The organism is Microcystis sp. BLCC-F210 (assembly GCF_042134685.1).
In the GTDB taxonomy this organism is placed as follows: Bacteria; Cyanobacteriota; Cyanobacteriia; order Cyanobacteriales; family Microcystaceae; genus Microcystis; species Microcystis aeruginosa_D.
In genome coordinates, this window is the sequence record NZ_CP169647.1 from 4,677,405 (window position 1) to 4,698,112 (window position 20,708).

Here is a 20,708-nt window from a genome sequence, read left to right on the forward strand (position 1 = left end):
GTAACGAAGAGCCAGAAAAACTTACAAAAAGCTCTTAAAGAAGAAGAAAGAGCAGAGGTTAGGGAAAGAATTTTAATGTTTCTCTTGCTGAACGACGGAAAAACTCAACGTCTCGACTTCGCGGTTCGGCTGAGCTCACCGTCGAAGCCTCGACGTTGACCCGTTCGGCTGAGCTCACGGCCGAAGCCTGAGCGAAGCCGAAGGGTCAACGAGAAATAGCTGATTTTATTGGCTGTTCACTCAAAACGGTCGCCCATTGGTGTGTTCAGGGCGATCCTAACAATTTAGAAAGTCTAGAAGATGGGAGAAAAAATGGAAATCATAAAAAAGCCACAGAGGAATATATTAATTTACTATTGAAAATAGTTGATGAAGACCCGAAGGAATTTGGATATGAATTCGGGAGATGGACAGCGGCAAGATTAGCAGAGCATCTAGAAAAGGAAACAGGAATTAAACTGAGTGGCTCGCAAGTGAGAAGAATATTGAGAAGAAAAAAGTATGTGTATATCTGGGCGAAATATAGTCTGGAAGATAAGCAAGACAAGAAATTAAGAAAAGCATTTAAAGAAAAATTAGATGAATATTTAAAGTTGGCCAAAGAAAAGCCAGAGTCAATCCAGGTATGGTTTTGGGACGGGGCTTTCAAGGTGGCGACGCAGGTTCGCCACACAGCCCCTCATGAATGTGGATTTAGTTTGAGAGTAATAAGAAGGAGAGCTTGGACAAAAAAAGGAAAGCGAAAAAAAGTGAATGGACAAAGAAAAAGAGGAAGGGTGAATGTGATGGGAGCCTTAAGATATAATGACAAAAAACGAGTCTGTTTTATGATCAAAAAAGGAAATTCAGAAACTTTCCATGAACAATTAAAGAAACTTCATGAAGAGATTCGTCAAGAATGGATAAACTTGGGAAATCTGCCCGAAGATTTTCGAGAAAAGGGACCTAAGATTATCATTATATTAGACAATGCTAGTTATCACAAAAAGAAAGATGTTATTGAGCAGGTGGAAAAAGAGTTGCCCAATATTAGGCTAGAGTTTTTACCAGCTTATAGTCCAGATTACAACCTAATAGAATTAGTGTGGCATTCCGCTAAAGAATACATAGCTAATCGAGAATTTGAAAATAAAGAAGAACTGGAAAAAGTAGTCAATCAGCTTTTAAATGAAGGGGGATTGATTATTAAATGGAGTAGAAAACTTAAAAATAAGGGTAATGCTGTCAATGTAACTTAAATGCGTAAAAGCTTAATCAAATAAGAAATTTGTTAGATCCAGTGCCAGCATCTAATATCTCTAGGACTTTTCAAAAAGTCTATGAATGGTTAAAAGAAAAGGGAGTTTTGAAAAAGTTTCTCTACTTAGATGGAGAAATATTAGTGGCGTTAGATGGCACAGAATATTTCTCATCAAAGAAAATTAATTGCCCTCATTGTAACTGTCGTAATCATCGAAATGGAACTACAACTTATTTTCATGGCTGTGTCACACCGATAGTAGTTTCTCCTAAGCAAAAACAAGTAATTAATTTAGAGCCAGAATTCATTAAAAAACAAGATGGACATCAAAAACAAGACTGTGAAAATGCGGCCGTTAAAAGATGGTTAAATAGGAATCATAAAAATAAGTATGGTTATCCTGTAACTCTTTTAGGAGACGACTTATATTCTCACGAACCTGTTTGTAAATTAGCGGTAAAACAAGGTTATAATTTTATTTTTGTTTGTTTGGAAACGTCGCATAAAACTTTATATGAATGGCTAGAATTTTTAGAAAAAAGTGGCGAAGTTAGGACCGTTGAAAAGAAACAATGGGATGGACGAAAAAATCTAATTTATCGTTATCGTTATGCTTCTAGAGTTCCCTTAAGAGAGGGGGACTCAAGTCTCGAAGTTAATTGGTGTGAAGTGACTGTTATTAATGAAAAAACCCAGAAAACTATCTACCAAAATAATTGGATAACTAATCATAAAATCACGGAAAATAATGTCGAAGAAATTGTCAAAGCTGGACGTAGCAGATGGAAAGTTGAAAATGAAGGCAATAACGTTCTTAAAAATCACGGTTATAATTTAGAGCATAACTTTGGTCATGGTCAGAATCATTTGTGCGAGTTCTTATTGTCTTTGAATTTACTAGCTTTTTTATTTCATACCGTGTTGGATTTAGTTAATTACACCTATCAAAAGATTCGTGAGCTATTAGTAACTAGGACTTCTTTCTTTAATGATATTCGTACCCTATTAAAATTTATTTGGTTTAAGAATTGGTCGGAATTTTTCTCATTTATTCTAACCGAATATGTCCCATTTAAAAAAGTAAATTCTAGTTAAAAATGTCAGAACTCTTGAAGAAAAAAAAGAAAGTTGTTCATAAAAAAAACTAAAAATTTTGTTAGAATTTCATCCAGATTTATGAGTTGAAATCGATTTTTTGTGGACAAAGTTCTTAAAACCTGTCTATCTCCAGCTTTGGATGATAATTATCTGTCAAAAAATCATGCTTCTACACAAGTTCTCTATTTAAATAAGAGAATTTTATCTGATTTTTTTCAAAATGAGAATTGCTGGCCAAATACTAATTCACTTTTTCATGCGGTTCTATATAAACTCTATGTGATTATACATTTCTTCCGGTTCAAGAATTTCCCAGATTAAGAGTAGTCCTCGAATTATTTGACCAATAGATTTACTTTGTTGGGGACAGTAAGCAATTCCTGCATGAGTTATAGATGATTGATTGATTCTTAAAAAATCAGTATCTTGAGTAAAAATCACGCGACCATTGGCTAAAGCAAATTGCAATTGTATTTCATCAGATACCCCCAATAAATTTTCTTCTGGAGTGGTAGTAACATCAAGGCCTCGCTGGCGCAATCCAAGAGCAATGCTATAGCTTACATTTTCATCAAGGTGAAATTTAATTTTATTGCCCATTCATTTTTTTTAGTTTTTCTTGGACTAGAGAAGGTGTTTTAGCTTGCATTTCCTTGGCAAAGGTATCATCATCTGTGATTTGTTGTCTAATTTCTTCAAGGTGATCGTGATAGTAAGAAAGGGCCGCGTAAACATCAGCTAAAGTAATGCTGGGATAATGATAAACAATTTCATCGGGTGACATTCCCAGGCGTTCGTGCCAAATAACGACATCTTGGACTTTGATGCGATGACCTGCGATGCGCGGTTTACCGCCACAGGTTTCTGGGGTAATTTCAATGTGATTGATTAAAGTTGTTGTCATTGATAATAACGAATTTGTCCGATTATAGGGTCACAAGGAATCTGCGCCCAAATGTTATATATATTATATCACGTCAAGGTTTATAGAATAATTTTATTATGACAACTCTTATAAACTTGAAGCTAATTGAGGCGCGACAATAGTTTCGAGGGAAAAAGCATTCAGAGCCGTTAAGCTTCTGGCCTGTTCCAAGGTGATTGCACAAATGTTCCCATTTTTATCAAGATCTACCAAGGTATTTTCATTGATTTCTTGAGTCTCGACAATAGGATTGTTATTGAACTCTAAATATAGAGTGTCCGTATCTTGAAAGTAGGTGATTTTCATGGCTTAAAATTCCTCTACTTTAAATAAGTTGTAAGTCATCTTTTTCTAAGTCGTTAAGAGATTGATTCGTGATGAGAGAATAAAGAACATCGGGGTCTAAATCAGCCCCATTTTCCCAATAAATTGTTCCCCAATCAGGATTAATTTTGACAGTTTTAAAAAAGTCTAAGTCTTTGAGCGGTTGAAAAATGCCAACAAACTCGATAATTTCTTCAAGATTAATAATCCCCTCTTGATTATCTTCAAATTTAAGATAAAGTTGATAATTATTTAGAGGTTTCACTTCAATAATATCTTTTAGCATGGTTTATCCGTTTATTCTATTTAACTGGTTCTCAATCTGGCGAAATATTAGGGGAAGTAACGATAGAATTCTCGACGATGAAGAACACGAGCAAATGTAATTGTATCTTCTTCAATAAAAAAACCAATTCTATAGTCACCAATTCGGATACGATAGGCATTATATTCTCCTTTTAATTTTTTAAGGTTGTTAATTTCGCTTAGCTGCTTAACTGCTAAAATATCAGTAAAGACAAGGTTTTTTATGACTGAGTAAGGGGAGGTACTTTTTAAATCTTTAAGATCCTTGATAAAAGTAGGAAGATAGTTGATTTTCATTCTTTTTCTAATTCAATTAATGCTTCCTCAAGACTTAAGGGAGTTTCATCTTTAACGTCTATCATGGCGCGATAGAGTCCAGTATCTTCATAGGTTTCTATTATTTGTTGATAATCTTCAAAATTAATGATAACTTGCTGTATCTGACCTTGATTATCTGTAATCAAGTCTTGAGCAAAGGGATAATCTTTGATGTTCATAATTAATTGTTCCTCATTTTGTGGACGGTTTGCATTATTCACACTCCTTTGTTTCCAATTCTAATAGGATGGGAATTAAGTCTTTGGCAATATCAATGACGGCATCTATGGTATCAGCTTCAGTGACAAGTCCTTGTATATCGGGACTGGTGGCGACATAGTAATCTTGTCCGTTTTCTTGCAAGCGTTCAATAGTGAGGTTAATTGGGTTTTGCATGGGGAATCCATAGAGTTTATAGAATAATTTTATTATGACAACTCTTATAAACTTGAAGCTAATTCAGGCGCGACAATAGTTTCTAGGGAAAAAGCATTCAGATCCGTTAAGCTTCTGGCGTGTTCTAAGGTAATTGCACAAATGTTCCCATTTTTATCAAGATCGACTAAGGTATTTTCATTGATTTCTTGAGTCTCGACAATAGGATTGTTATTGAACTCTAAATATAGAGTATCCGTATCTTGAAAGTAGGTGATTTTCATGGCTTAAAATTCCTATCAAAAAAAGCATTGTGAACTGTGATACCATCTTCGAGTAAGACAACTCTCAACGCCTTGTTGTCTATTTCCTCAATTAATGCCCAGCGGCGAATTCGTCCATCATTTTGGTGAACTTCCAGAATAGGATTATTGATTGTGTATTCAATCCATTCCATTTTGATATTGGCTCGATCTGGTCGTTTTCTGGTGGCTAAAAAGTATTGAGTAAATTTCATTGAGGCGATTGAATTGTTTGCTTATAAGTATCAATGAAGTTAATTTTCATAGTTTTGCTTAATGGGAGTTAAGGATAATTTTATAGATTGTCTGCTACATCCCCCTGAATTTGCCCTAACAATTCCTCACACTCTTTAACCAAGGGAATACCCAATTCTTGGCATAATTTAAGTGCTTGTTGGCAATGCCTGAGGGCAAGTTCAGGGTGATTAGTTTGGTGGGCAATTTTCGCAAGGACTCTTAAACTATAGGCGATTAAATATTTATAACCAATAGCTTGAGAAATTACTAAGGATGCTTGAATTTTTCTTTCTGCTTCGCTGTAGTTTTCTAGTTTGAGCAATATACTCCCTATAGTATGTAGAGAAAATGCTACCCCTTGCCGATCGCCCATTGCTTCACTGATGTCGAGAGATTGCTGGTGATAGGCGATCGCTTTTTCATACTGTCCCAAGGAAAAATAACAATTGCTTAGATTACCGAAAGAAATTGCCACCCCTTGCCGAAAGCTGATTTTTTTACTGATGTCGTGATATTGCTGGTAGAGGTCGATCGCTTTTTCATACTGTACTAGGTCATAATAACAATTGCCTAAATTCCCGAGAGAAATTGCCACCCCTTGCCGATAGCCGATTTCTTCACTGATTTCGAGAGATTGCTGGTGATAGGCGATCGCTTTTTCATACTGTCCCAAGCAATTATAACAATTGCCTAAATTCCCGAGAGAAATTGCCACCTCTTGCCGATAGCCGATTTCTTCACTGATTTCGAGAGATTGCTGATGATAGGCGATCGCTTTTTCATACTGTCCCAAGCAATTATAACAATTGCCTAAATTCGCGAGAGAAATTGCCACCCCTTGCCGATAGCCGATTTCTTTACTGATTTCGAGAGATTGCTGGTGATAGGCGATCGCTTTTTCATACTGTCCCAAGCAATTATAACAATTGCCTAAATTCCCGAGAGAAATTGCCACCTCTTGCTGATCGCCCATTGCTTCACTGATTTCGAGAGATTGCTGGTGATAGGCGATCGCTTTTTCATACTGCCCCAAGGAATCATAGCAAAGGGCTAGACGGTTTAACGAGTTACGATAACAATCTTGTTGCCGTTGACTCCCTGCAATCACCTGTTCATAATGATCTGCTTGCTTACGATAAAATCCTTGTAAATCTAAAAAACTATGAACTGATTTATTTTTCCCTTCTCCACCTCGATCCTCATTCAAAATATTGTATGCTAACTGCCATTCTCCCAATGCTCCTGCATGGTAAAACGCCTCTAAATATTCCTTCAAATCTTCCAAGGATTCCCAGGGAGGGACAGGTAAATGAGCTAAATAATAATCTAAGGCTAATTGATGGGCGGATCGCAATGTTTCAGGATTTGCTTGATCTTGCACCACCATTGATATTAAAGGCAAAAACTCAAACCGTCGCGGTTTTCTCGCTTTGGGTTCGGGGGGAAATTCTTGTAATAAAGACAAACGAGCAAAATGTCGTAAATCTTGGTCAGTTATTTCTGGGGTTAATCCCTGCGCTAACCCTAAATCAAAACTCTCGCGCAATACCGATAACCGCGTTAAACTCTCCCTAAACTCTTTCGATAATCGCGCTAAACTGGCGGTAATCACTTCTCTGACACAGGTTTCCGTGTCGCGGTGATACCCTTCCACATCAAACAGATTTAAGCCCAAATTTTGCGACTCGGTGACAGAAACCCCTTTCCCAAACTTATCTTTCATCAAACTACAAACCAATTCCATTAAGAGGGGATGACCTCCCATTTTATCGACAAATTGGGCTAATTCTTCATCGCTTCCCGTTAAGCCGTGATCTTCGGTGACATAACGCATCGCATCCGCTTCTTTTAACCCTTTTAAAGGCCAAGAATAATAATAATCTTGCAAATTGACGGGGAATTTTAGCTGTTCTCGACTGGTGACTAATAGCTTACTGCTGCTTTCTGTGTTTAACCATTTTTGCAAGAATTGCTGATAAACCAAATTTACTGGGGCAGTTAGTACCGTTTCCAAATTATTCAACACTAATAAACAGGGTTTAGCGGTTAACCCTTTGCTGATTGCGTCTATTAATTGCCCATCATTCCATTTTTCATCATAATTTTGTTTTAACTCCTCTAATAACCACCGTCCGAACTGTGCCAAAGGGTAAGGCTGGTTAAAATTAACCCATAATACCGGCCAATCAGCAGTTAATTGATCTGTAAACTTTCTCGCCAGAGCAGTTTTACCATAACCTCCGGCGGCGGTAATCTCGATTAACCTTAGATGGTCATTCCCTAACGCTGTTTGGAGTTCTTGCAATTCTTCCCGTCGTCCTTGCCATCTACGCACGGGTGGGAGTTGCGTATCCACTAACCCAGAGGTGGTCAGGGGTTGGACCGCTTTTTTAGAGGGTTCAGACTGTTTTTTTTTAGATTCTTCAATCAGCGATCGCAATTTATCCTCAACGGATACGAAAACTTTTTCATATTCTGATTTCTTTAGATCACAGAGAGGATTGCTGGGAGAATTATTGCTAGGAGACTGAAATTGATGTAAGTAAAATCTTTGTTCTATTCCCTCTTCATTAGTGTATTTAAAAGAAACACTTTTCACAGTAGAATGTCTAAGAAATATAGGAATTATAACGACTCCTTCTTCTTCACGTCTTTTCAAAAGACGGGGTAATTCTTCATTCTTCACATAACGAGAATTAAGCAGGTCTTGGCTAACCAATACCATCGCAATTGTTACTTGTGATAAACTGTCTTTAATTTTTTCATCCCAAATATCCCCCGGTTGTATGTCCAGATCTGACCAGACTATTTCTTCCTCATCATTCAGAGGTTCGAGAAATTTTAACAGTCTGTCTCTCCATCCTTTGTCTTGGTGGGAATAACAAATAAAAATTGATGGCATATCTCTTTCCTCTGACATAACCACTTTTCTGTTATACCACATCTAACCCAGAAAACGGGTTTCTTTAAGAAACCCGTTTTCTAACTTAAGATTGGTCGATTTCAATCCTGGCTACTTCTTTCAAACATTTTGTAAATGGCACTGTTTGAAGCCCATCACGTTCCGCTCTATTTAAAAGCAGAACAGATCTTGATCATGGATAATTATACTTGTCTCCATTCTCGCCAATCCTACATTGATCCCAATCGCTCTCTTGAACGGGTAATGTTCGATGTTCCCTAACGGGAAATCGGGGTTAACTACTAGCTTTATAAGTAATGGCGGGAAGCGGATTTGAACCACTGACCTTCGGGTTATGAGCCCGACGAGCTACCAGACTGCTCTATCCCGCGTTGCTTTATTTAGTATAGAACTAAATCTCGGTAAATGCCAAGGAGTTTGTAAAATTACTTTACATTTACCGTCCGACCAGAGGTTAATACTTACGTTCCACGGGGGTGAAATCCTGAATCACTACGGGCATATAGTCGATATCGATGCCGGAGGGGGAATAATAGGCGAGGGTATGCTGAAGGAAATTTTGGTCATCCCGTTGGGGAAAATCCTCGCGGGAGTGGGCCCCTCGGCTTTCTTGACGATTGAGGGCAGAGGTGAGGATAATTTCCCCCACCACCATGAGACTTTGTAATTCCCAGGCCTCGATTAGTTCCGTATTCCAGCAATCCCCCCTATCATCCAGGTAAATCTGCTCGTATTTGCGCTTTAATTCGCCGATTTGTTTAATTCCCTCACGCATGGTCGCTTCGGTGCGAAAAACGCCGCAATGTTGGGTCATACAGTCTTGGAATTGCTGACGTAGTTGACCGATGCGAATCGTGCCTTTTTTGGTCAATAAAGCGGTGATTTCCTCTTTGGCATCCTGAAGGTAAATATCGGGATTAAATACGGGAAAAGCGCGTTTTTCGACGTATTTAGCGATCGATTTGCCGGTTCTTCTCCCATAGACCACACATTCTAACAGGGAATTACTGCCCAAACGATTGGCCCCGTGGACAGAGACACAGGAACATTCCCCGGCGGAGAAAAAGCCCTCGCTGAGGGTATCGGCACTTAAGCGAACGCGACCATCGGTATTAACGGGAATGCCGCCCATACAATAGTGAACCGTAGGACGTACAGGCATCGGTTCTTCTACCGCATCGACACCGACGAGACGGTGGGCCTCCTCCCAACAGAAGGGAATGCGACTCATAATTTTTTCCCGACCTAAATGGCGTAAATCCAGATAGACAAAGGGACCCCCGGCGCTACCGTCCAGATTTACCCCCCGGCCGGCGCGAATTTCTAGGGTAATGGCCCGGGAAGTGATGTCCCGGGGTGCCAATTCCATGCGCGAGGGGGCGTAGTCTTCCATAAAACGACGACCTTCGCTATTGATTAAATAAGCGCCTTCACCCCGGACTGCTTCTGAGATTAAAACACCGACGGGATAGAGTCCCGTGGGGTGAAATTGGACAAATTCCATGTCTTCTAGGGGAATACCCGCTTTTGCCGATAAAGCTAAACCGTCCCCCGTACAGGCGAAATCGTTGGAGGTGGTGTTATAAACGCGACCATAGCCCCCCGTCCCGAACATAATTGCTTTTGCCCGGAGGATTTCTAACTGTCCGGTGGCGATTTGGTACATAACCACGCCTTTGGCCGTACCTTCTTCGAGGATAAGGCGTAAAACGTACCATTCATCGTAGATTTTTACCTGATTACGGCGTAAATTGCTGACTAATTCGTGCAGCATGGCGTGACCGGTTTTATCGGCGGCGTAACAGGCCCGGTTATGGCTGTGACCGCCAAAGGCTCTTTGAGCAATGCGTCCATCTTCGAGACGGGAGAATAACACGCCTAGATGTTCCAATTCGATGATAACTTCGGGGGCTTCTTGGGTGAGGATATCCACCGCATCCTGGTCAGCTAGAAAATCGGAACCTTTGACGGTATCGTAGGCGTGGGCCTTGGGATTATCTTTGGGGTCAACGTTTTGCAGGGCGGCGGCGATACCTCCCTGGGCAGCGACGGAGTGGGAACGAATCGGGTGGGTTTTGGCAACGACAGCAACATCGATAGTCGGGTTGAGGCGTTTGATTTCTAAGGCGGCGCGGCATCCTGCTAACCCACCGCCCACTATAACGACATCGTGTTCTTTCATGGCTGATTTTCCTACGGGCTTCTGTTTCTATGGTGGGGTGAGAATTGCTCAGAGGTGAGTTTTTGTAACCGAGACTTTATATTTCACGAGACAGGAGAAGGGAGAAGGGAGAAGGGAGCAGAAGATTATTTTTATTGATTCTTCCCAATTCATAATTCATAATTCATAATTCATAATTCATAATTCCCAAAAAACAACCCGCGGCAGTTAACCGCGAGTTATTTTTGCTTAAAATCGGATCATTACTGAACGGTAATCGTTCCGACCATACCAGCACCGCGATGGGGTTCACAGTAGTAGGTGTAAGTACCCGGTTCGCTGAAAGTGCTTTCAAAGGACTCCCCGGCGGAAAAAGCCAGACCCTTGTGGGATAATTTGCTGGCTTGGGCTTCGGGAACTTTGGCACTATCGAAAACGATGTTATGGGGAGAAAGTTTGTTATTAACCCATTTCACCGTATCTCCTGCTTTAATGGTGAGGGTGGGGGGATCAAATTGTAGTGTGCCTGCATCACCGCCCATCTTAACCGTGAAGGTTTCCGCAGCAGCGGAGGCAGTGTTGAAGAAGAAGCTAGAGACGACTAGCGCCACGGTAGCGACCAATAAACCTAATTTTTTCATGCTTGTTAATCCTTTACACGAGGGGAGATGACAAGTTTGACAGCCTGTCTTTTGACAAAAAAGTAAAAGTTTGCTTTTAACTGTCCCATGAATTAATTCTACACGAAGTTTGACAGCTTGTCTTTTGACAAGAAAACCGTTTTTTTCTGACGATGGTTGGGGAATTTCTTAAGAAATAGAGGAGAACTTATCGTGAAAAGATTATTAATTTCCCTGTGCTTGCTCTTGGCCGTGGTTACTTTCGGTATGGCTCGTCCCGCTTTAGCTGATGGGGCTTCGATTTTCAGTGCTAACTGCGCTTCCTGCCACATGGGCGGTAAAAACGTGGTTAATGCCGCTAAAACCCTGAAAAAAGAAGATTTAGTGAAATACGGCAAAGATTCCGTTGAAGCTATCGTTACCCAAGTTACCAAAGGTATGGGTGCGATGCCCGCTTTCGGTGGTCGTCTCAGCGCTGAAGATATCGAAACTGTAGCTAACTATGTCCTCGCTCAAGCGGAAAAAGGCTGGTAAAAGTTAGTTAGGGTTTGCTGAAAAAATCTAAAAACCTTGTCGGGTAGAACTTTGAGACCTTTTGTCAATCAAAAAGTACCAGATATGGGAGTGATCGGGGCAAAATTTCAGGTACTTTTTCCCTGAAAATTAGGTAATTGACCCCCTTAAAATCGGTAAAACCCTACACCCCAGAGCCGTTTAGACCTCGGCGTGAGACTTCGGACGTTCGCTAAACGGAGTCAGGAGTCAGTAGCCGGTCGTCGGGAGGGGTATTTGTCTTATTTTTTAGTCATCAAAAAGAGGCTGTAAGGAAGGTTTAAACGCCTTCCTTTTTGTTAGCTAGGGGGCGATATGGTCTTATACTAAATCCGTTGAGTAACCCATAGAAAACGGGTTTATCGGAGAAGCCCGGGCTCTTCTAGGTTCTGTGTGATAAGTTTAACTTACATTATGATCGATCAATCTTTGTGTCCTTTGTGTCTTTGTGGTTCGTTCCACCCCCTCGCCAAGAAGACTGTATCTTAGAACACATTTTACCCACCAAACCCAAGAGAGCCAAGCCCGTTTTCTGCTCATGCAAAAGGTTTTGAAATTCCCAATCCTATTTTCTTGCACTAACATCGGACTTTAACAGGTCAAAAGCCTTATTTTAAAAGGGTTTTACCATTATTTAGCAAGCCCTATTTTAGACTAAATCCTGTTTAATAAGATATGGCAAATTGCCGAGCATCGGAGCAGGGAGAAACAATCCATAAGTAGTCGTGCAAAATTAATTTTCTAGTGAAGAAAGGCGAAAGGCAAAAGGCAAGAGGCAAGAGGTGGTTAGATGTATGTAATTAATTTTGCTTAGGTACTTATCTATTTCTGGCTGCTGATGGGTTATCCAATCAGAACTGAAAACTTTTAGGTTTTGGATTGTTTGTACCCGTTCTCTAATATCTTAAAAGTGGTTTGTGTTAACTAGATTTAGTATTGAGTATCAGCATAAATTTTAGGTTTAACTTACTCTCGATCGCTTTTTACCTGACTGATGCGACGAACGTTTAAAATATCGCTCATCAGCTTAATTTGACTAACACAGCGTTCAAATTGTTGCAGGTCTTTTACTTCAATTTTCAGGGAAATTAAAGCGGGTTTGCCGAAATTAGTCTTAACTCCGGCATTGCGAACGTTAATATTTTGGTCACTTAAACGAGAGAGAATATCTTTAAAAACCCCGACGCGATCAATCACTTCAATCTGAATATTTACCGGATAAGTTGGATAACGTCCCTGGTCATCTATGGGGTTCCAACTAACAGGAATTAACCGTTCAGCTTCGGCTCTTTCCACATTCGAGCAGCCTTGACGGTGAATAACAATACCTTCCCCCGCATGGGCAACTATGCCGGTAATATTTTCCCCCGGTAAAGGACAACAACAACCGGCCAAACGATAGACTAATCCCTCCACACCGGTGATCGGTGATTTACTGACGGGTAAAGCCCTTTGAACGGGAGAAGGTGGTAGAATCAATTGGGAATCAGTCAGGACATCGGGCGGATTTTTAACCGTTAAAATTTCCTGTTGATTTTTAACTGTTTCTTGCAGACGATTAACCACATTTTTTAGGGTAACTTCGCCGTAACCCAAAGCTGCCAATAAATCATCTACTGCCACATAATTGCACTGTTTAGCCACCGATTGCATTCGTTCCGATTTTAGCAGGGCATCGAAGCCAGTTTTACCCAATTCTTTCTCTAATAAATCACGACCCCGGCTAATATTTTCTTCTCGGCGCGATTTTTTGTACCATTGCCGGATGCGATTTCTGGCGCTAGGAGTAACGACAAAATTTAACCAATCTAAACTAGGGTGACTATTTTTGCTGGTGAGAATTTCCACCAGATCACCATTTTGCAAGGGAGCATCAAGAACTGACCATTTACCGTTAATTCTTGCCCCTTTCATCTGATTACCTACTTCGCTATGAATATGATAGGCAAAATCTACCGGTGTTGCACCTTGGGCTAGGGCCACCACATCACCTTTGGGGGTGAAAACATAGATATCTTCTTCAAAGAAATTATTTTTTAGGCCATCCATGTATTCTTGGCCATCTTTAAGGTCTTTTTGCCAGTCAAGCAGATTACGCAGCCAAGCAAATTTTTCATCCGCAGCGGTTAAAGTTGTCTGACTAGAACCGGTTTCTTTATACTTCCAATGGGCTGCAATACCGTATTCAGCAACATGGTGCATTTCTAGGGTGCGAATCTGCACTTCTAGGGGGCGGGCATTTAAACCGACAACGGTGGTATGGAGGGATTGATAACGGTTAGCTTTTGGTAAACCGATATAGTCTTTAAAACGGTTGGGAATCGGGGTAAATTGGTCGTGAACTACGGCTAAACAACGATAACATTCCTCTTTAGTTTCGACGATAATGCGGACGGCTGCGATATCATAAATCTGCTCGAATTCTTTACCCTGATTGTGCATTTTATGATAAATGCCGTAGAGATGTTTGGGGCGACCTTGTAAATCAAGAACTTTTATGCCAATTTCTTGCAATTTTTCCCGCAATGTGTTAGTAACGGTTTCGATGCGGGACTCTCGATCGATGCGTTTTTCCGATACCAATAACTGTACGGTGCGATAGGCATCGGGTTCGAGGTATTTAAAGCATAAATCCTCTAATTCCCATTTAAATCGCCCAATCCCTAAACGGTTAGCCAGAGGAGCAAAGATTTCTCTAGTTTCGAGGGCGATGCGTTGCTGCTGTTGCGGGTTGAGGTGTTCGAGGGTTTGCATATTGTGCAGGCGATCGGCTAATTTTACCACGATGACCCGGATATCTTGAGCCATCGCCAGGAACATTCGGCGAAAATTCTCCGCTTGCCTTTCAGTTTTGCTAGAAAAGTTGAATTTGGAGAGTTTTGTCACCGCTTCCACCAAATTACGCACCTCAACACCGAATCTATCCTCGATTTCTTCGGGGGTGACTTCCGTATCTTCCACCACATCGTGAAGGAATCCGGCCGCGATCATTGCCCCATCACCCCCCAGATCCCGCAGTAATCCCGCTACAGCTATAGGATGGGCGATATAGGGTTCCCCAGATTTGCGATACTGTCCCTCGTGGAGTTTATGGGCGAAATTAAAAGCCTGACAGATTAAATCGCTATCAGGATTTTGGGGGTCGTTTTCGTAGGTAATTAGGCATTCTTTCAGCCAATCGGGTAAAACTAAGGGTTTTTTCGGTTCCGTAGCCCGGGGAGGGGCAGTGAGGGTTTCCGGTTGGGTGGCAGTGATGGCGTTCATGGTTGGATCGGGGGGATAATAGGGGTGGTGGGGAGGGATAATCTAGAAAATTATTAGGCCGAAGGGATGCCAGATTACTTAATTCTCTAACACTGGAATCGGACTCATCGGCGAAAAGGACGCGATTCTTTTAAGTTTTTGTCTCTGGTTGGGAGGAGAGAGGACTTGCAACCGTGACGACAAATCGTTAATCTTATGTAACAAATTCTAACGCGCTTTGTATTGGATGCTACCGACAAATTACCATCAAGCCTACAAATCTTTGTTAAGAAAACTGGAGGATTTCAGTCTTACCCTTCTGGATGGGGATTCCTCCACGGGATCAAAATCTTTTCAAGCTTTACAAACCTGTCTAGAAGGGGAGATATTGTCACTAAATGATGACAATTGCAGCCCAGAGGTGGCTAATCGTTGGCGCACGGTCCAGACGGAACTATATCGATCCTGGCGATTGCTGGAGACGGATTGGTTATTTTTGGCCTCAGCGCGGCAAGGACGGGAGAAACGTTTACGGATAATTAGCGAGCGAGTGGCGACTTTAAAGGGGTATTGTCGGGTTTTGTTAGGGGAAGTTGTCGGTTAAGTAATTAAATGCTCGATCGCCGTTTGTGTGGCATACTTGACCCTAAGTCCTAACTTTTATCGTTACCGATCGCCTCATGTTGGAAATTAAAAACCTAAAAATTGCCTACCCGACCGAATTAAGTTCTCCCTCTTGGGCGATCAACGGGGTATCTTTTAGTATAGGCAAAGGGGAAACTCTGGGATTAGTGGGTGAATCCGGTTGTGGAAAATCGACTATCGGTAAGGCTATTTTAAGGTTATTACCCAATCACACTCACGTGGAAGGTGAGATTAACTTTGAAGGGCGATCGCTTTTATCTTTATCTAACAAACAATTAGAAAAGTTTCGCGGGGAAGCGGTGGGATTAGTCTTTCAAGATCCGATGACGCGACTAGATCCGCTGATGACTATTGGCGATCATTGTGTGGAAACTTTGCAAGCTCATCGAGGAAATTTAACCTATCGTCAAGCTAAAAGTCAAGCTTGTACTGTCCTAGAAAAAGTGAAAATTCCCGCTAATCGTTGGTCCCAATATCCTCACGAATTTAGCGGAGGAATGCGGCAAAGAGTGGCTATTGCTTTAGCTTTATTATTAAACCCTAAGTTAATTATTGCCGATGAACCCACCACCAGTTTAGATGTGACGGTTTCAGCGGAAATTCTGCGGGAATTAAAGCGTTTATGTAGCGAGGAACAGATGGGATTATTGTTAATTTCCCATGATTTAGCGCTGGTGGGAGAATATTGCGATCAATTAGCGGTGATGAAGGGGGGCAAAATTGTCGAATCGGGAGCGGTAAAAACAGTTTTTAATACACCTCAACACCCCTACACCCGTTCTCTTTTAGCCGCAGCTTTACACCTACAGTTACGGGAGGAAAAATCAACAGCAATTCAAGGCAAAGAAACGGTGTTAAAGGTGGATAATTTAAAACAGTATTATACCCTAGAAGGTAACTTTTTAGATAGTTTTTTCAAAAAAGAAAAGAAATTTATTAAAGCAGTGGATGAAGTCAATTTTGAACTGTATCGAGGGGAAATATTCGGTTTAGTTGGGGAGTCGGGGTGTGGGAAAAGTACCCTATCGCGAACCCTATTACAGTTAATTAAACCCACTGGGGGAAAAGTGGAATTTTTAGGAGAAGATTTAACCCCTTTATCGGGGGAAAAAATGCGTCCAAAACGGCGCTTAATGCAGATGATTTTTCAGGATCCCCTCGCTTGTCTCAATCCTTTAATGACGGTGGGAGAAAGTATCGCTGATCCGCTTTTGATCCATCAAAAAATTAATCTAGAAACGGCTAAAAAACAGGTTTTGGAAATGTTAGATCGAGTCGGTTTAACACCAACAGAGGAGTTTTATCGACGCTATCCTAGGGAGTTATCGGGAGGACAACAGCAAAGGGTAGCCATTGCTCGCGCTTTAATTACTCGTCCGGAATTAGTTATTTGTGATGAACCGGTTAGTATGCTCGATGCTAGTGTCCAGACACAGGTTTTAGAGTTAATGTTAGAGTTACAAAAGTTATTTAATCTCACTTATTTATTTATAACTCATGATCTTTGGTTAGCGAGATTCCTCTGCGATCGAATTGCGGTGATGACTGCGGGTAAAATAGTTGAAATGGGTGACACTGAACAGATTTTTAGCCATCCCCAACACCCCTACACCCAAAAATTAATCGCCGCAGCCCCGAGAATTTATCCCGACAGCAACTAAAATCGCTCTAGGGGTTTATAATTGTTATTGTCTAGATATGGTTAGGAAAGACAAAATGGCCAGACAACTTCAGATAACTCTCCCTGAAGATACCATGCAACTTCTTGATCGATGGTTGGCGAGTAGTGATTATCCTGAAAAAGAATATGATAATTTAATTAATGAAGCGATTAAATTATATATTATGGAACAACCGAGAAACTACCTCAAGTAACAATTAAAAGAAGGAGCTATTGTTAGAGCAGAAAGAGATTTAAATTTAGCACAAGATTGGTTTTCTCTAGAGGAGTATTTATGGTAATAATGATTATTTTCAAAGTTAAAAAACTGCTCAAAAAATTTGTCTTTAGTCTCCAGGAGGAAGGATGGAAACCAGCACTCAAAAAGACGAAACGAAAAATTATTAAAATTCTCACAGGAAAGAGTTCCTCTGAATTTGAAGAACAGGTGATCGAAAGTGCTAAACTAGCTGAACCGCGACCCCTAGAAATTGCCAGTAGTGATGATCCTTTCGTCTCGATTATTATTCCTGTTTATAACCAATTTGCCTACACCTTTAACTGTTTGGAATCCTTGAGTGTTAACTTAAGTTCTGATTTAGCTTATGAAGTAATCATTGTTAATGATGCTTCCACTGATGAAACTTTAGAACAATTAGCCACTTTAGTCACAGGAATTAAAGTATTAACTAATGCAGAAAACTCTGGTTTTATTCGTTCCTGTAATTATGGAGCTAGTCAAGCAAAAGGTCAATACCTATATTTTCTCAATAACGACACTAGAATTCTAGAAAATTGTCTAGAAAGTTTATTAAAATTAATCGTCAATAATCCCCAAGTTGGTGCGGTAGGTTCCAAGTTAATTTATGCTAATAGTAAACAACAAGAAGCGGGGGGAATTATCTGGAATTCTGCCGATGGTTGGAATTATGGACGTTTAGATAGTCCCGATGAACCGGAATATAATTATGTGCGTCCCGTGGACTATTGTTCGGGAGCAAGTTTATTAGTTCCTACGGACTTATTTAAGCAGTTAGGTGGTTTTTCTCAAGACTTTATCCCCGCATATTACGAAGATACAGACTTATGTTTTGCCATCCGAGAATTGGGTTATCAAGTCCTCTATCAACCCCAATCTAACGTTATTCACTACGAAGGAATCACCTCGGGAACAGACCTTTCCAGTGGGATTAAACAATATCAAGTTATTAATCAAACTAAGTTTCGAGAAAAATGGTCAAAGGTACTAACTAAACACCTAGATAACGATCCTAATAATGTACCGAAAGCTGCCCGACGTTTACAAGGAAAACCGACAATTTTAGTCATTGACTCCTACGTTCCACTATACGATCGAGAATCCGGCTGTGTGCGTTTATTAAATATTCTTAAGCTACTGCTCAATTTAGGCTATTCAGTGATTTTCTTTCCCGATAATGGCTATCCTGAACAACCCTATACTTCCGTCCTGCAACAGCTGGGAATTGAAGTTATTTATGGCACAGCGCAAAGATATAATCTAGAAGAAAAATTAATCAAATATTTACCCCTGATCGATGGAGTTTGGTTGTGTCGTCCTGAATTGTGCGATAAGTATATGGACTTAATTCGCTTAAAAACAAAAGCACCAATTATTTATGATACAATTGACCTGCATTTTCTGCGTTTAAAACGGCAAAAAGACTATCTCGATCCCAGTTACCAAAATACTAGCTGGAGTTGGGAAACCTATCAGAAATTAGAGTTAAACTATGCTAATCAAGCGGAAGCAACCGTGGTAGTAACGGAAGACGAAAAGCAGGTTTTATCCTCTTTAGGAGTGAAAAATGTTTGGGTAATCCCCAATATCCATGAAGAAATTTCCCTGTCAGAAAAAGTTGCTTTTGACCAGCGATCGGGTTTAGTATTTATTGGTAGCTACAATCACCCTCCTAATATTGATGCAGTTAAGTGGTTATGTTTAGAAATTATGCCCTTAGTTTGGGTATCCCGTCCTGACATTACTGTTAATTTATTAGGAAGTAACCTCAAGGATGAAGTAAAAGAATTGGCCAATGATCAAGTGATTGTCACCGGTTATGTACCCGAAGTAGAACCCTATTTTCAAAAGAGTCGGATTTTTGTTGCTCCCCTGCGATTTGGTGCGGGAATGAAGGGTAAAATTGGTCAAAGTCTTTCCCTCGGATTACCCACTATTACCACAAAAATTGGTGCGGAAGGTATGGGATTAATTGACCATCAGGATGTTTTAATTGCCGATACTGCCGAGGAATTTGCCCAAGCAGTGATCGAACTCTATGATAATATGCAATTGTGGCAAAAACTGGCCGATAATTCCCTAGAAACTATTAAGAGATATCAACCAGCTACTGTGCAAACTAATCTACAAACTTTGTTATCAAATTTAGGAATTATTGCTAAAGATAGTTAACAAGAAAAAAGCTCACTTCTCCTACAGGTCTATTTTATGTCACCGAAATCAACTCTAGAATCCGCAATTTTTCAGAATTAAAAACCTATTGAGAAAGTCGGAGTTTTCTAGAAGTAGTTCCTGACTACAACCCCCTCATTTCTCTCGAAAAAGTTGGCAAGAAAATCTAAAAAACTTGGCAATTAATACCAGTTTATTTCTGATTAACCTTTCCCCTTTCTCCTTGAAAAAATATGCCAAGTTATCCTGATATCTCCAGTCAAGCTTTTAAACATCCCCTAGATCAGCAAGCTGAACAAGCATTAAGATCAGTTCCGGGGTTTGACTTATTAGCGAAAAGTTTTTCCGAATATCTCTATGAACGTCCCCAGCAAATTTTATTAATGGGCAATGATCTAAAAGTCGGCCCGCGTCAATACACCACTTTATACGGTATATATCGCCAATGTCTGCGGGATTTAGATATGTCCCCAGAACCGAATCTTTATGTCAGTCAAAACCCCTTAGCTAATGCCTATTCTTTGGGTTCAGAACATCCCTATATAGTCTTTAATACTGCTCTTTTAGACCTCTTAGATGAAGAAGAAATTAGAGTAATTCTTGCCCACGAATTAGGTCATTTAAAATGCGAGCATAGTATTTTAATTCAACTTTCTTTTTGGGTGATGGGGGCGGCTAATTTGCTTGGGGACATCACTTTAGGACTAGGAAAAGCCATTACTACCGGTCTAGTTTATGCCTTTTATGAATGGCGCAGAAAAGCCGAATTATCAGCAGACAGAGCGGCTTTATTAGTAACCGATGATTTAAATTTAGTCCTGAGAACTCTAATGAAATGTGCAGGAGGAAGTCAAAAATATCTGAATGAATGCAACTTAGAAGAATTTATTCGCCAAGGGGAAGCCTACCGAAAATTAGATCAAGATAACCTAAACCAGATTTATAAATTTATCATTTATAATGGCGGTAATGGTTCCTTTTTAACCCATCCTTTTTCCGTAGAAAGAGTACATTATTTACAGGAATGGTTTAACTCGGAATCCTATCGTCAAATTCGCCGAGGAAACTATGCCAAAACAGGGGTAAAAAGCTCAATTAATGTTGATGTTAATGATAGCGAAAGCGCAAGATTACAGCGACAAATAGCAGAACTACAGGCAGAAATTGAACGGGCAAAAAGACAAAGAAACTATGAATAGTCTATAACAGCCTATAACTCAGCCAAATTAGCAAAAAAAAGTCGATTTTGGTGGGGTAGCAGTCCATAAGCCACCAAAATTACTAATGGGACTGGCTGAATAAATCTAAAACCCTTGTTGGCTAAGACTTTTAGACTTTTTACCCATCA

Annotated in this window: 20 protein-coding genes, 1 tRNA gene and 3 pseudogenes; 10 read left to right on the forward strand and 14 right to left on the reverse strand. The window is 40.3% G+C overall.

Features of this window, described 5'->3' with window-relative positions; translation table 11 throughout:
- The first annotated feature begins 75 nt into the window (after positions 1-75).
- Positions 76-1,238, forward strand: a pseudogene (locus ACE3JL_RS22780) (IS630 family transposase).
- Positions 1,239-1,252: 14 nt separating this feature from the next.
- A pseudogene (locus tag ACE3JL_RS22785) lies at positions 1,253-2,249 on the forward strand (ISNCY-like element ISMae2 family transposase); the annotation flags it as partial.
- Positions 2,250-2,602: 353 nt separating this feature from the next.
- On the opposite strand, the gene ACE3JL_RS22790 reads toward ACE3JL_RS22785, so the two are convergent.
- From ACE3JL_RS22790 to ACE3JL_RS22835, 10 genes are all read right to left on the reverse strand, one after another.
- Positions 2,603-2,938: a DUF5615 family PIN-like protein gene (locus tag ACE3JL_RS22790; protein WP_150975360.1), complete on the reverse strand. Its 336-nt coding sequence runs from the start codon at positions 2,936-2,938 to the stop codon at positions 2,603-2,605.
- On the reverse strand, positions 2,928-3,242 hold the full coding sequence (locus ACE3JL_RS22795; RefSeq protein WP_002753976.1) for a DUF433 domain-containing protein: 315 nt from the start codon (positions 3,240-3,242) through the stop codon (positions 2,928-2,930). The genes ACE3JL_RS22790 and ACE3JL_RS22795 overlap by 11 nt, the downstream gene beginning before the upstream one ends.
- A 108-nt stretch (positions 3,243-3,350) precedes the next feature.
- Positions 3,351-3,569, reverse strand: a complete 219-nt coding sequence (locus ACE3JL_RS22800; protein WP_004162961.1) for a DUF2283 domain-containing protein — start codon at positions 3,567-3,569, stop codon at positions 3,351-3,353.
- Between the two features lie 19 nt (positions 3,570-3,588).
- A complete protein-coding gene (locus tag ACE3JL_RS22805) occupies positions 3,589-3,873 on the reverse strand; it encodes a DUF2442 domain-containing protein (protein WP_002767949.1) in 285 nt (94 codons plus the stop codon).
- 47 nt (positions 3,874-3,920) lie between these two features.
- Positions 3,921-4,190, reverse strand: coding sequence for a type II toxin-antitoxin system RelE/ParE family toxin (locus ACE3JL_RS22810; RefSeq protein ID WP_072926116.1), 270 nt, complete (start codon positions 4,188-4,190; stop codon positions 3,921-3,923).
- Positions 4,187-4,390: a hypothetical protein gene (locus ACE3JL_RS22815; RefSeq protein ID WP_375328461.1), complete on the reverse strand. Its 204-nt coding sequence runs from the start codon at positions 4,388-4,390 to the stop codon at positions 4,187-4,189. Before ACE3JL_RS22815 ends, ACE3JL_RS22810 begins: the two co-directional genes overlap by 4 nt.
- Before the next feature lie 34 nt (positions 4,391-4,424).
- Positions 4,425-4,607, reverse strand: coding sequence for a DUF1902 domain-containing protein (locus ACE3JL_RS22820; protein ID WP_110579679.1), 183 nt, complete (start codon positions 4,605-4,607; stop codon positions 4,425-4,427).
- Positions 4,608-4,651: 44 nt separating this feature from the next.
- On the reverse strand, positions 4,652-4,870 hold the full coding sequence (locus ACE3JL_RS22825) for a DUF2283 domain-containing protein (RefSeq protein WP_002762133.1): 219 nt from the start codon (positions 4,868-4,870) through the stop codon (positions 4,652-4,654).
- Positions 4,867-5,103, reverse strand: a complete 237-nt coding sequence (locus tag ACE3JL_RS22830; protein WP_002762131.1) for a DUF4258 domain-containing protein — start codon at positions 5,101-5,103, stop codon at positions 4,867-4,869. The genes ACE3JL_RS22825 and ACE3JL_RS22830 overlap by 4 nt, the downstream gene beginning before the upstream one ends.
- An 80-nt stretch (positions 5,104-5,183) precedes the next feature.
- The gene (locus tag ACE3JL_RS22835) at positions 5,184-8,069 is read right to left on the reverse strand and encodes a tetratricopeptide repeat protein (RefSeq protein WP_375328462.1); all 2,886 of its coding nucleotides are present in this window, start codon (positions 8,067-8,069) and stop codon (positions 5,184-5,186) included.
- Positions 8,070-8,162: 93 nt separating this feature from the next.
- Here ACE3JL_RS22835 and ACE3JL_RS22840 point away from each other — a divergent pair, with 93 nt between their 5' ends.
- Positions 8,163-8,309: a hypothetical protein gene (locus tag ACE3JL_RS22840; protein ID WP_375328463.1), complete on the forward strand. Its 147-nt coding sequence runs from the start codon at positions 8,163-8,165 to the stop codon at positions 8,307-8,309.
- A gap of 36 nt (positions 8,310-8,345) precedes the next feature.
- Here the strand turns inward: ACE3JL_RS22840 and ACE3JL_RS22845 are convergent.
- The 3 genes from ACE3JL_RS22845 to petE form a co-directional block, all read right to left on the reverse strand.
- Positions 8,346-8,419: transfer RNA gene (locus ACE3JL_RS22845), tRNA-Met, on the reverse strand.
- An 83-nt stretch (positions 8,420-8,502) separates the two neighbouring features.
- Entirely contained in the window at positions 8,503-10,230 is a 1,728-nt protein-coding gene (locus ACE3JL_RS22850) for a succinate dehydrogenase/fumarate reductase flavoprotein subunit (protein ID WP_002782422.1), read from the reverse strand.
- Positions 10,231-10,472: 242 nt separating this feature from the next.
- On the reverse strand, positions 10,473-10,850 hold the full coding sequence (gene petE / locus ACE3JL_RS22855; protein WP_271988571.1) for a plastocyanin: 378 nt from the start codon (positions 10,848-10,850) through the stop codon (positions 10,473-10,475).
- Between the two features lie 192 nt (positions 10,851-11,042).
- Between petE and petJ the strand changes: the two genes are divergently transcribed.
- Both petJ and ACE3JL_RS22865 read left to right on the forward strand, forming a co-directional pair.
- Positions 11,043-11,363: a cytochrome c6 PetJ gene (gene petJ / locus ACE3JL_RS22860; RefSeq protein ID WP_002796336.1), complete on the forward strand. Its 321-nt coding sequence runs from the start codon at positions 11,043-11,045 to the stop codon at positions 11,361-11,363.
- Between the two features lie 411 nt (positions 11,364-11,774).
- Positions 11,775-11,976: pseudogene (locus ACE3JL_RS22865) on the forward strand (hypothetical protein).
- Between the two features lie 371 nt (positions 11,977-12,347).
- Here the strand turns inward: ACE3JL_RS22865 and ACE3JL_RS22870 are convergent.
- Entirely contained in the window at positions 12,348-14,645 is a 2,298-nt protein-coding gene (locus ACE3JL_RS22870) for a RelA/SpoT family protein (RefSeq protein WP_375328464.1), read from the reverse strand.
- A 226-nt stretch (positions 14,646-14,871) separates the two neighbouring features.
- Here ACE3JL_RS22870 and patD point away from each other — a divergent pair, with 226 nt between their 5' ends.
- The 5 genes from patD (at position 14,872) to ACE3JL_RS22895 (ending at position 20,559) form a co-directional block, all read left to right on the forward strand.
- Positions 14,872-15,228, forward strand: a complete 357-nt coding sequence (gene patD / locus ACE3JL_RS22875; protein WP_271988569.1) for a heterocyst frequency control protein PatD — start codon at positions 14,872-14,874, stop codon at positions 15,226-15,228.
- Between the two features lie 76 nt (positions 15,229-15,304).
- Positions 15,305-16,930, forward strand: coding sequence for a dipeptide ABC transporter ATP-binding protein (locus ACE3JL_RS22880; RefSeq protein WP_375328465.1), 1,626 nt, complete (start codon positions 15,305-15,307; stop codon positions 16,928-16,930).
- Between the two features lie 55 nt (positions 16,931-16,985).
- The gene (locus ACE3JL_RS22885; RefSeq protein WP_271988567.1) at positions 16,986-17,144 is read left to right on the forward strand and encodes a hypothetical protein; all 159 of its coding nucleotides are present in this window, start codon (positions 16,986-16,988) and stop codon (positions 17,142-17,144) included.
- An 80-nt stretch (positions 17,145-17,224) separates the two neighbouring features.
- Positions 17,225-19,360, forward strand: coding sequence for a glycosyltransferase (locus ACE3JL_RS22890; RefSeq protein ID WP_375328466.1), 2,136 nt, complete (start codon positions 17,225-17,227; stop codon positions 19,358-19,360).
- Between the two features lie 233 nt (positions 19,361-19,593).
- Complete coding sequence (locus ACE3JL_RS22895) at positions 19,594-20,559, forward strand: M48 family metallopeptidase (protein WP_271988564.1); 966 nt, start codon at positions 19,594-19,596, stop codon at positions 20,557-20,559.
- Positions 20,560-20,708: the final 149 nt, after the last annotated feature.

Excerpts from the sequence above, each read along its gene's own strand:
- ACE3JL_RS22840 (WP_375328463.1), top strand. The coding sequence starts at position 8,163 with ATGGCACTGTTTGAAGCCCATCACGTTCCGCTCTATTTAAAAGCAGAA.
- ACE3JL_RS22830 (WP_002762131.1), bottom strand. The coding sequence starts at position 5,103 with ATGAAATTTACTCAATACTTTTTAGCCACCAGAAAACGACCAGATCGA.
- ACE3JL_RS22895 (WP_271988564.1), top strand. The coding sequence starts at position 19,594 with ATGCCAAGTTATCCTGATATCTCCAGTCAAGCTTTTAAACATCCCCTA.
- petE (WP_271988571.1), bottom strand. The coding sequence starts at position 10,850 with ATGAAAAAATTAGGTTTATTGGTCGCTACCGTGGCGCTAGTCGTCTCT.
- ACE3JL_RS22810 (WP_072926116.1), bottom strand. The coding sequence starts at position 4,190 with ATGAAAATCAACTATCTTCCTACTTTTATCAAGGATCTTAAAGATTTA.
- ACE3JL_RS22820 (WP_110579679.1), bottom strand. The coding sequence starts at position 4,607 with ATGCAAAACCCAATTAACCTCACTATTGAACGCTTGCAAGAAAACGGA.
- ACE3JL_RS22835 (WP_375328462.1), bottom strand. The coding sequence starts at position 8,069 with ATGTGGTATAACAGAAAAGTGGTTATGTCAGAGGAAAGAGATATGCCA.
- ACE3JL_RS22880 (WP_375328465.1), top strand. The coding sequence starts at position 15,305 with ATGTTGGAAATTAAAAACCTAAAAATTGCCTACCCGACCGAATTAAGT.
- ACE3JL_RS22815 (WP_375328461.1), bottom strand. The coding sequence starts at position 4,390 with ATGAACATCAAAGATTATCCCTTTGCTCAAGACTTGATTACAGATAAT.
- ACE3JL_RS22870 (WP_375328464.1), bottom strand. The coding sequence starts at position 14,645 with ATGAACGCCATCACTGCCACCCAACCGGAAACCCTCACTGCCCCTCCC.
- ACE3JL_RS22890 (WP_375328466.1), top strand. The coding sequence starts at position 17,225 with ATGGTAATAATGATTATTTTCAAAGTTAAAAAACTGCTCAAAAAATTT.
- ACE3JL_RS22800 (WP_004162961.1), bottom strand. The coding sequence starts at position 3,569 with ATGAAAATCACCTACTTTCAAGATACGGACACTCTATATTTAGAGTTC.
- ACE3JL_RS22885 (WP_271988567.1), top strand. The coding sequence starts at position 16,986 with ATGGCCAGACAACTTCAGATAACTCTCCCTGAAGATACCATGCAACTT.
- patD (WP_271988569.1), top strand. The coding sequence starts at position 14,872 with ATGCTACCGACAAATTACCATCAAGCCTACAAATCTTTGTTAAGAAAA.
- ACE3JL_RS22790 (WP_150975360.1), bottom strand. The coding sequence starts at position 2,938 with ATGGGCAATAAAATTAAATTTCACCTTGATGAAAATGTAAGCTATAGC.
- ACE3JL_RS22795 (WP_002753976.1), bottom strand. The coding sequence starts at position 3,242 with ATGACAACAACTTTAATCAATCACATTGAAATTACCCCAGAAACCTGT.
- ACE3JL_RS22825 (WP_002762133.1), bottom strand. The coding sequence starts at position 4,870 with ATGAAAATCACCTACTTTCAAGATACGGATACTCTATATTTAGAGTTC.
- ACE3JL_RS22850 (WP_002782422.1), bottom strand. The coding sequence starts at position 10,230 with ATGAAAGAACACGATGTCGTTATAGTGGGCGGTGGGTTAGCAGGATGC.
- ACE3JL_RS22805 (WP_002767949.1), bottom strand. The coding sequence starts at position 3,873 with ATGCTAAAAGATATTATTGAAGTGAAACCTCTAAATAATTATCAACTT.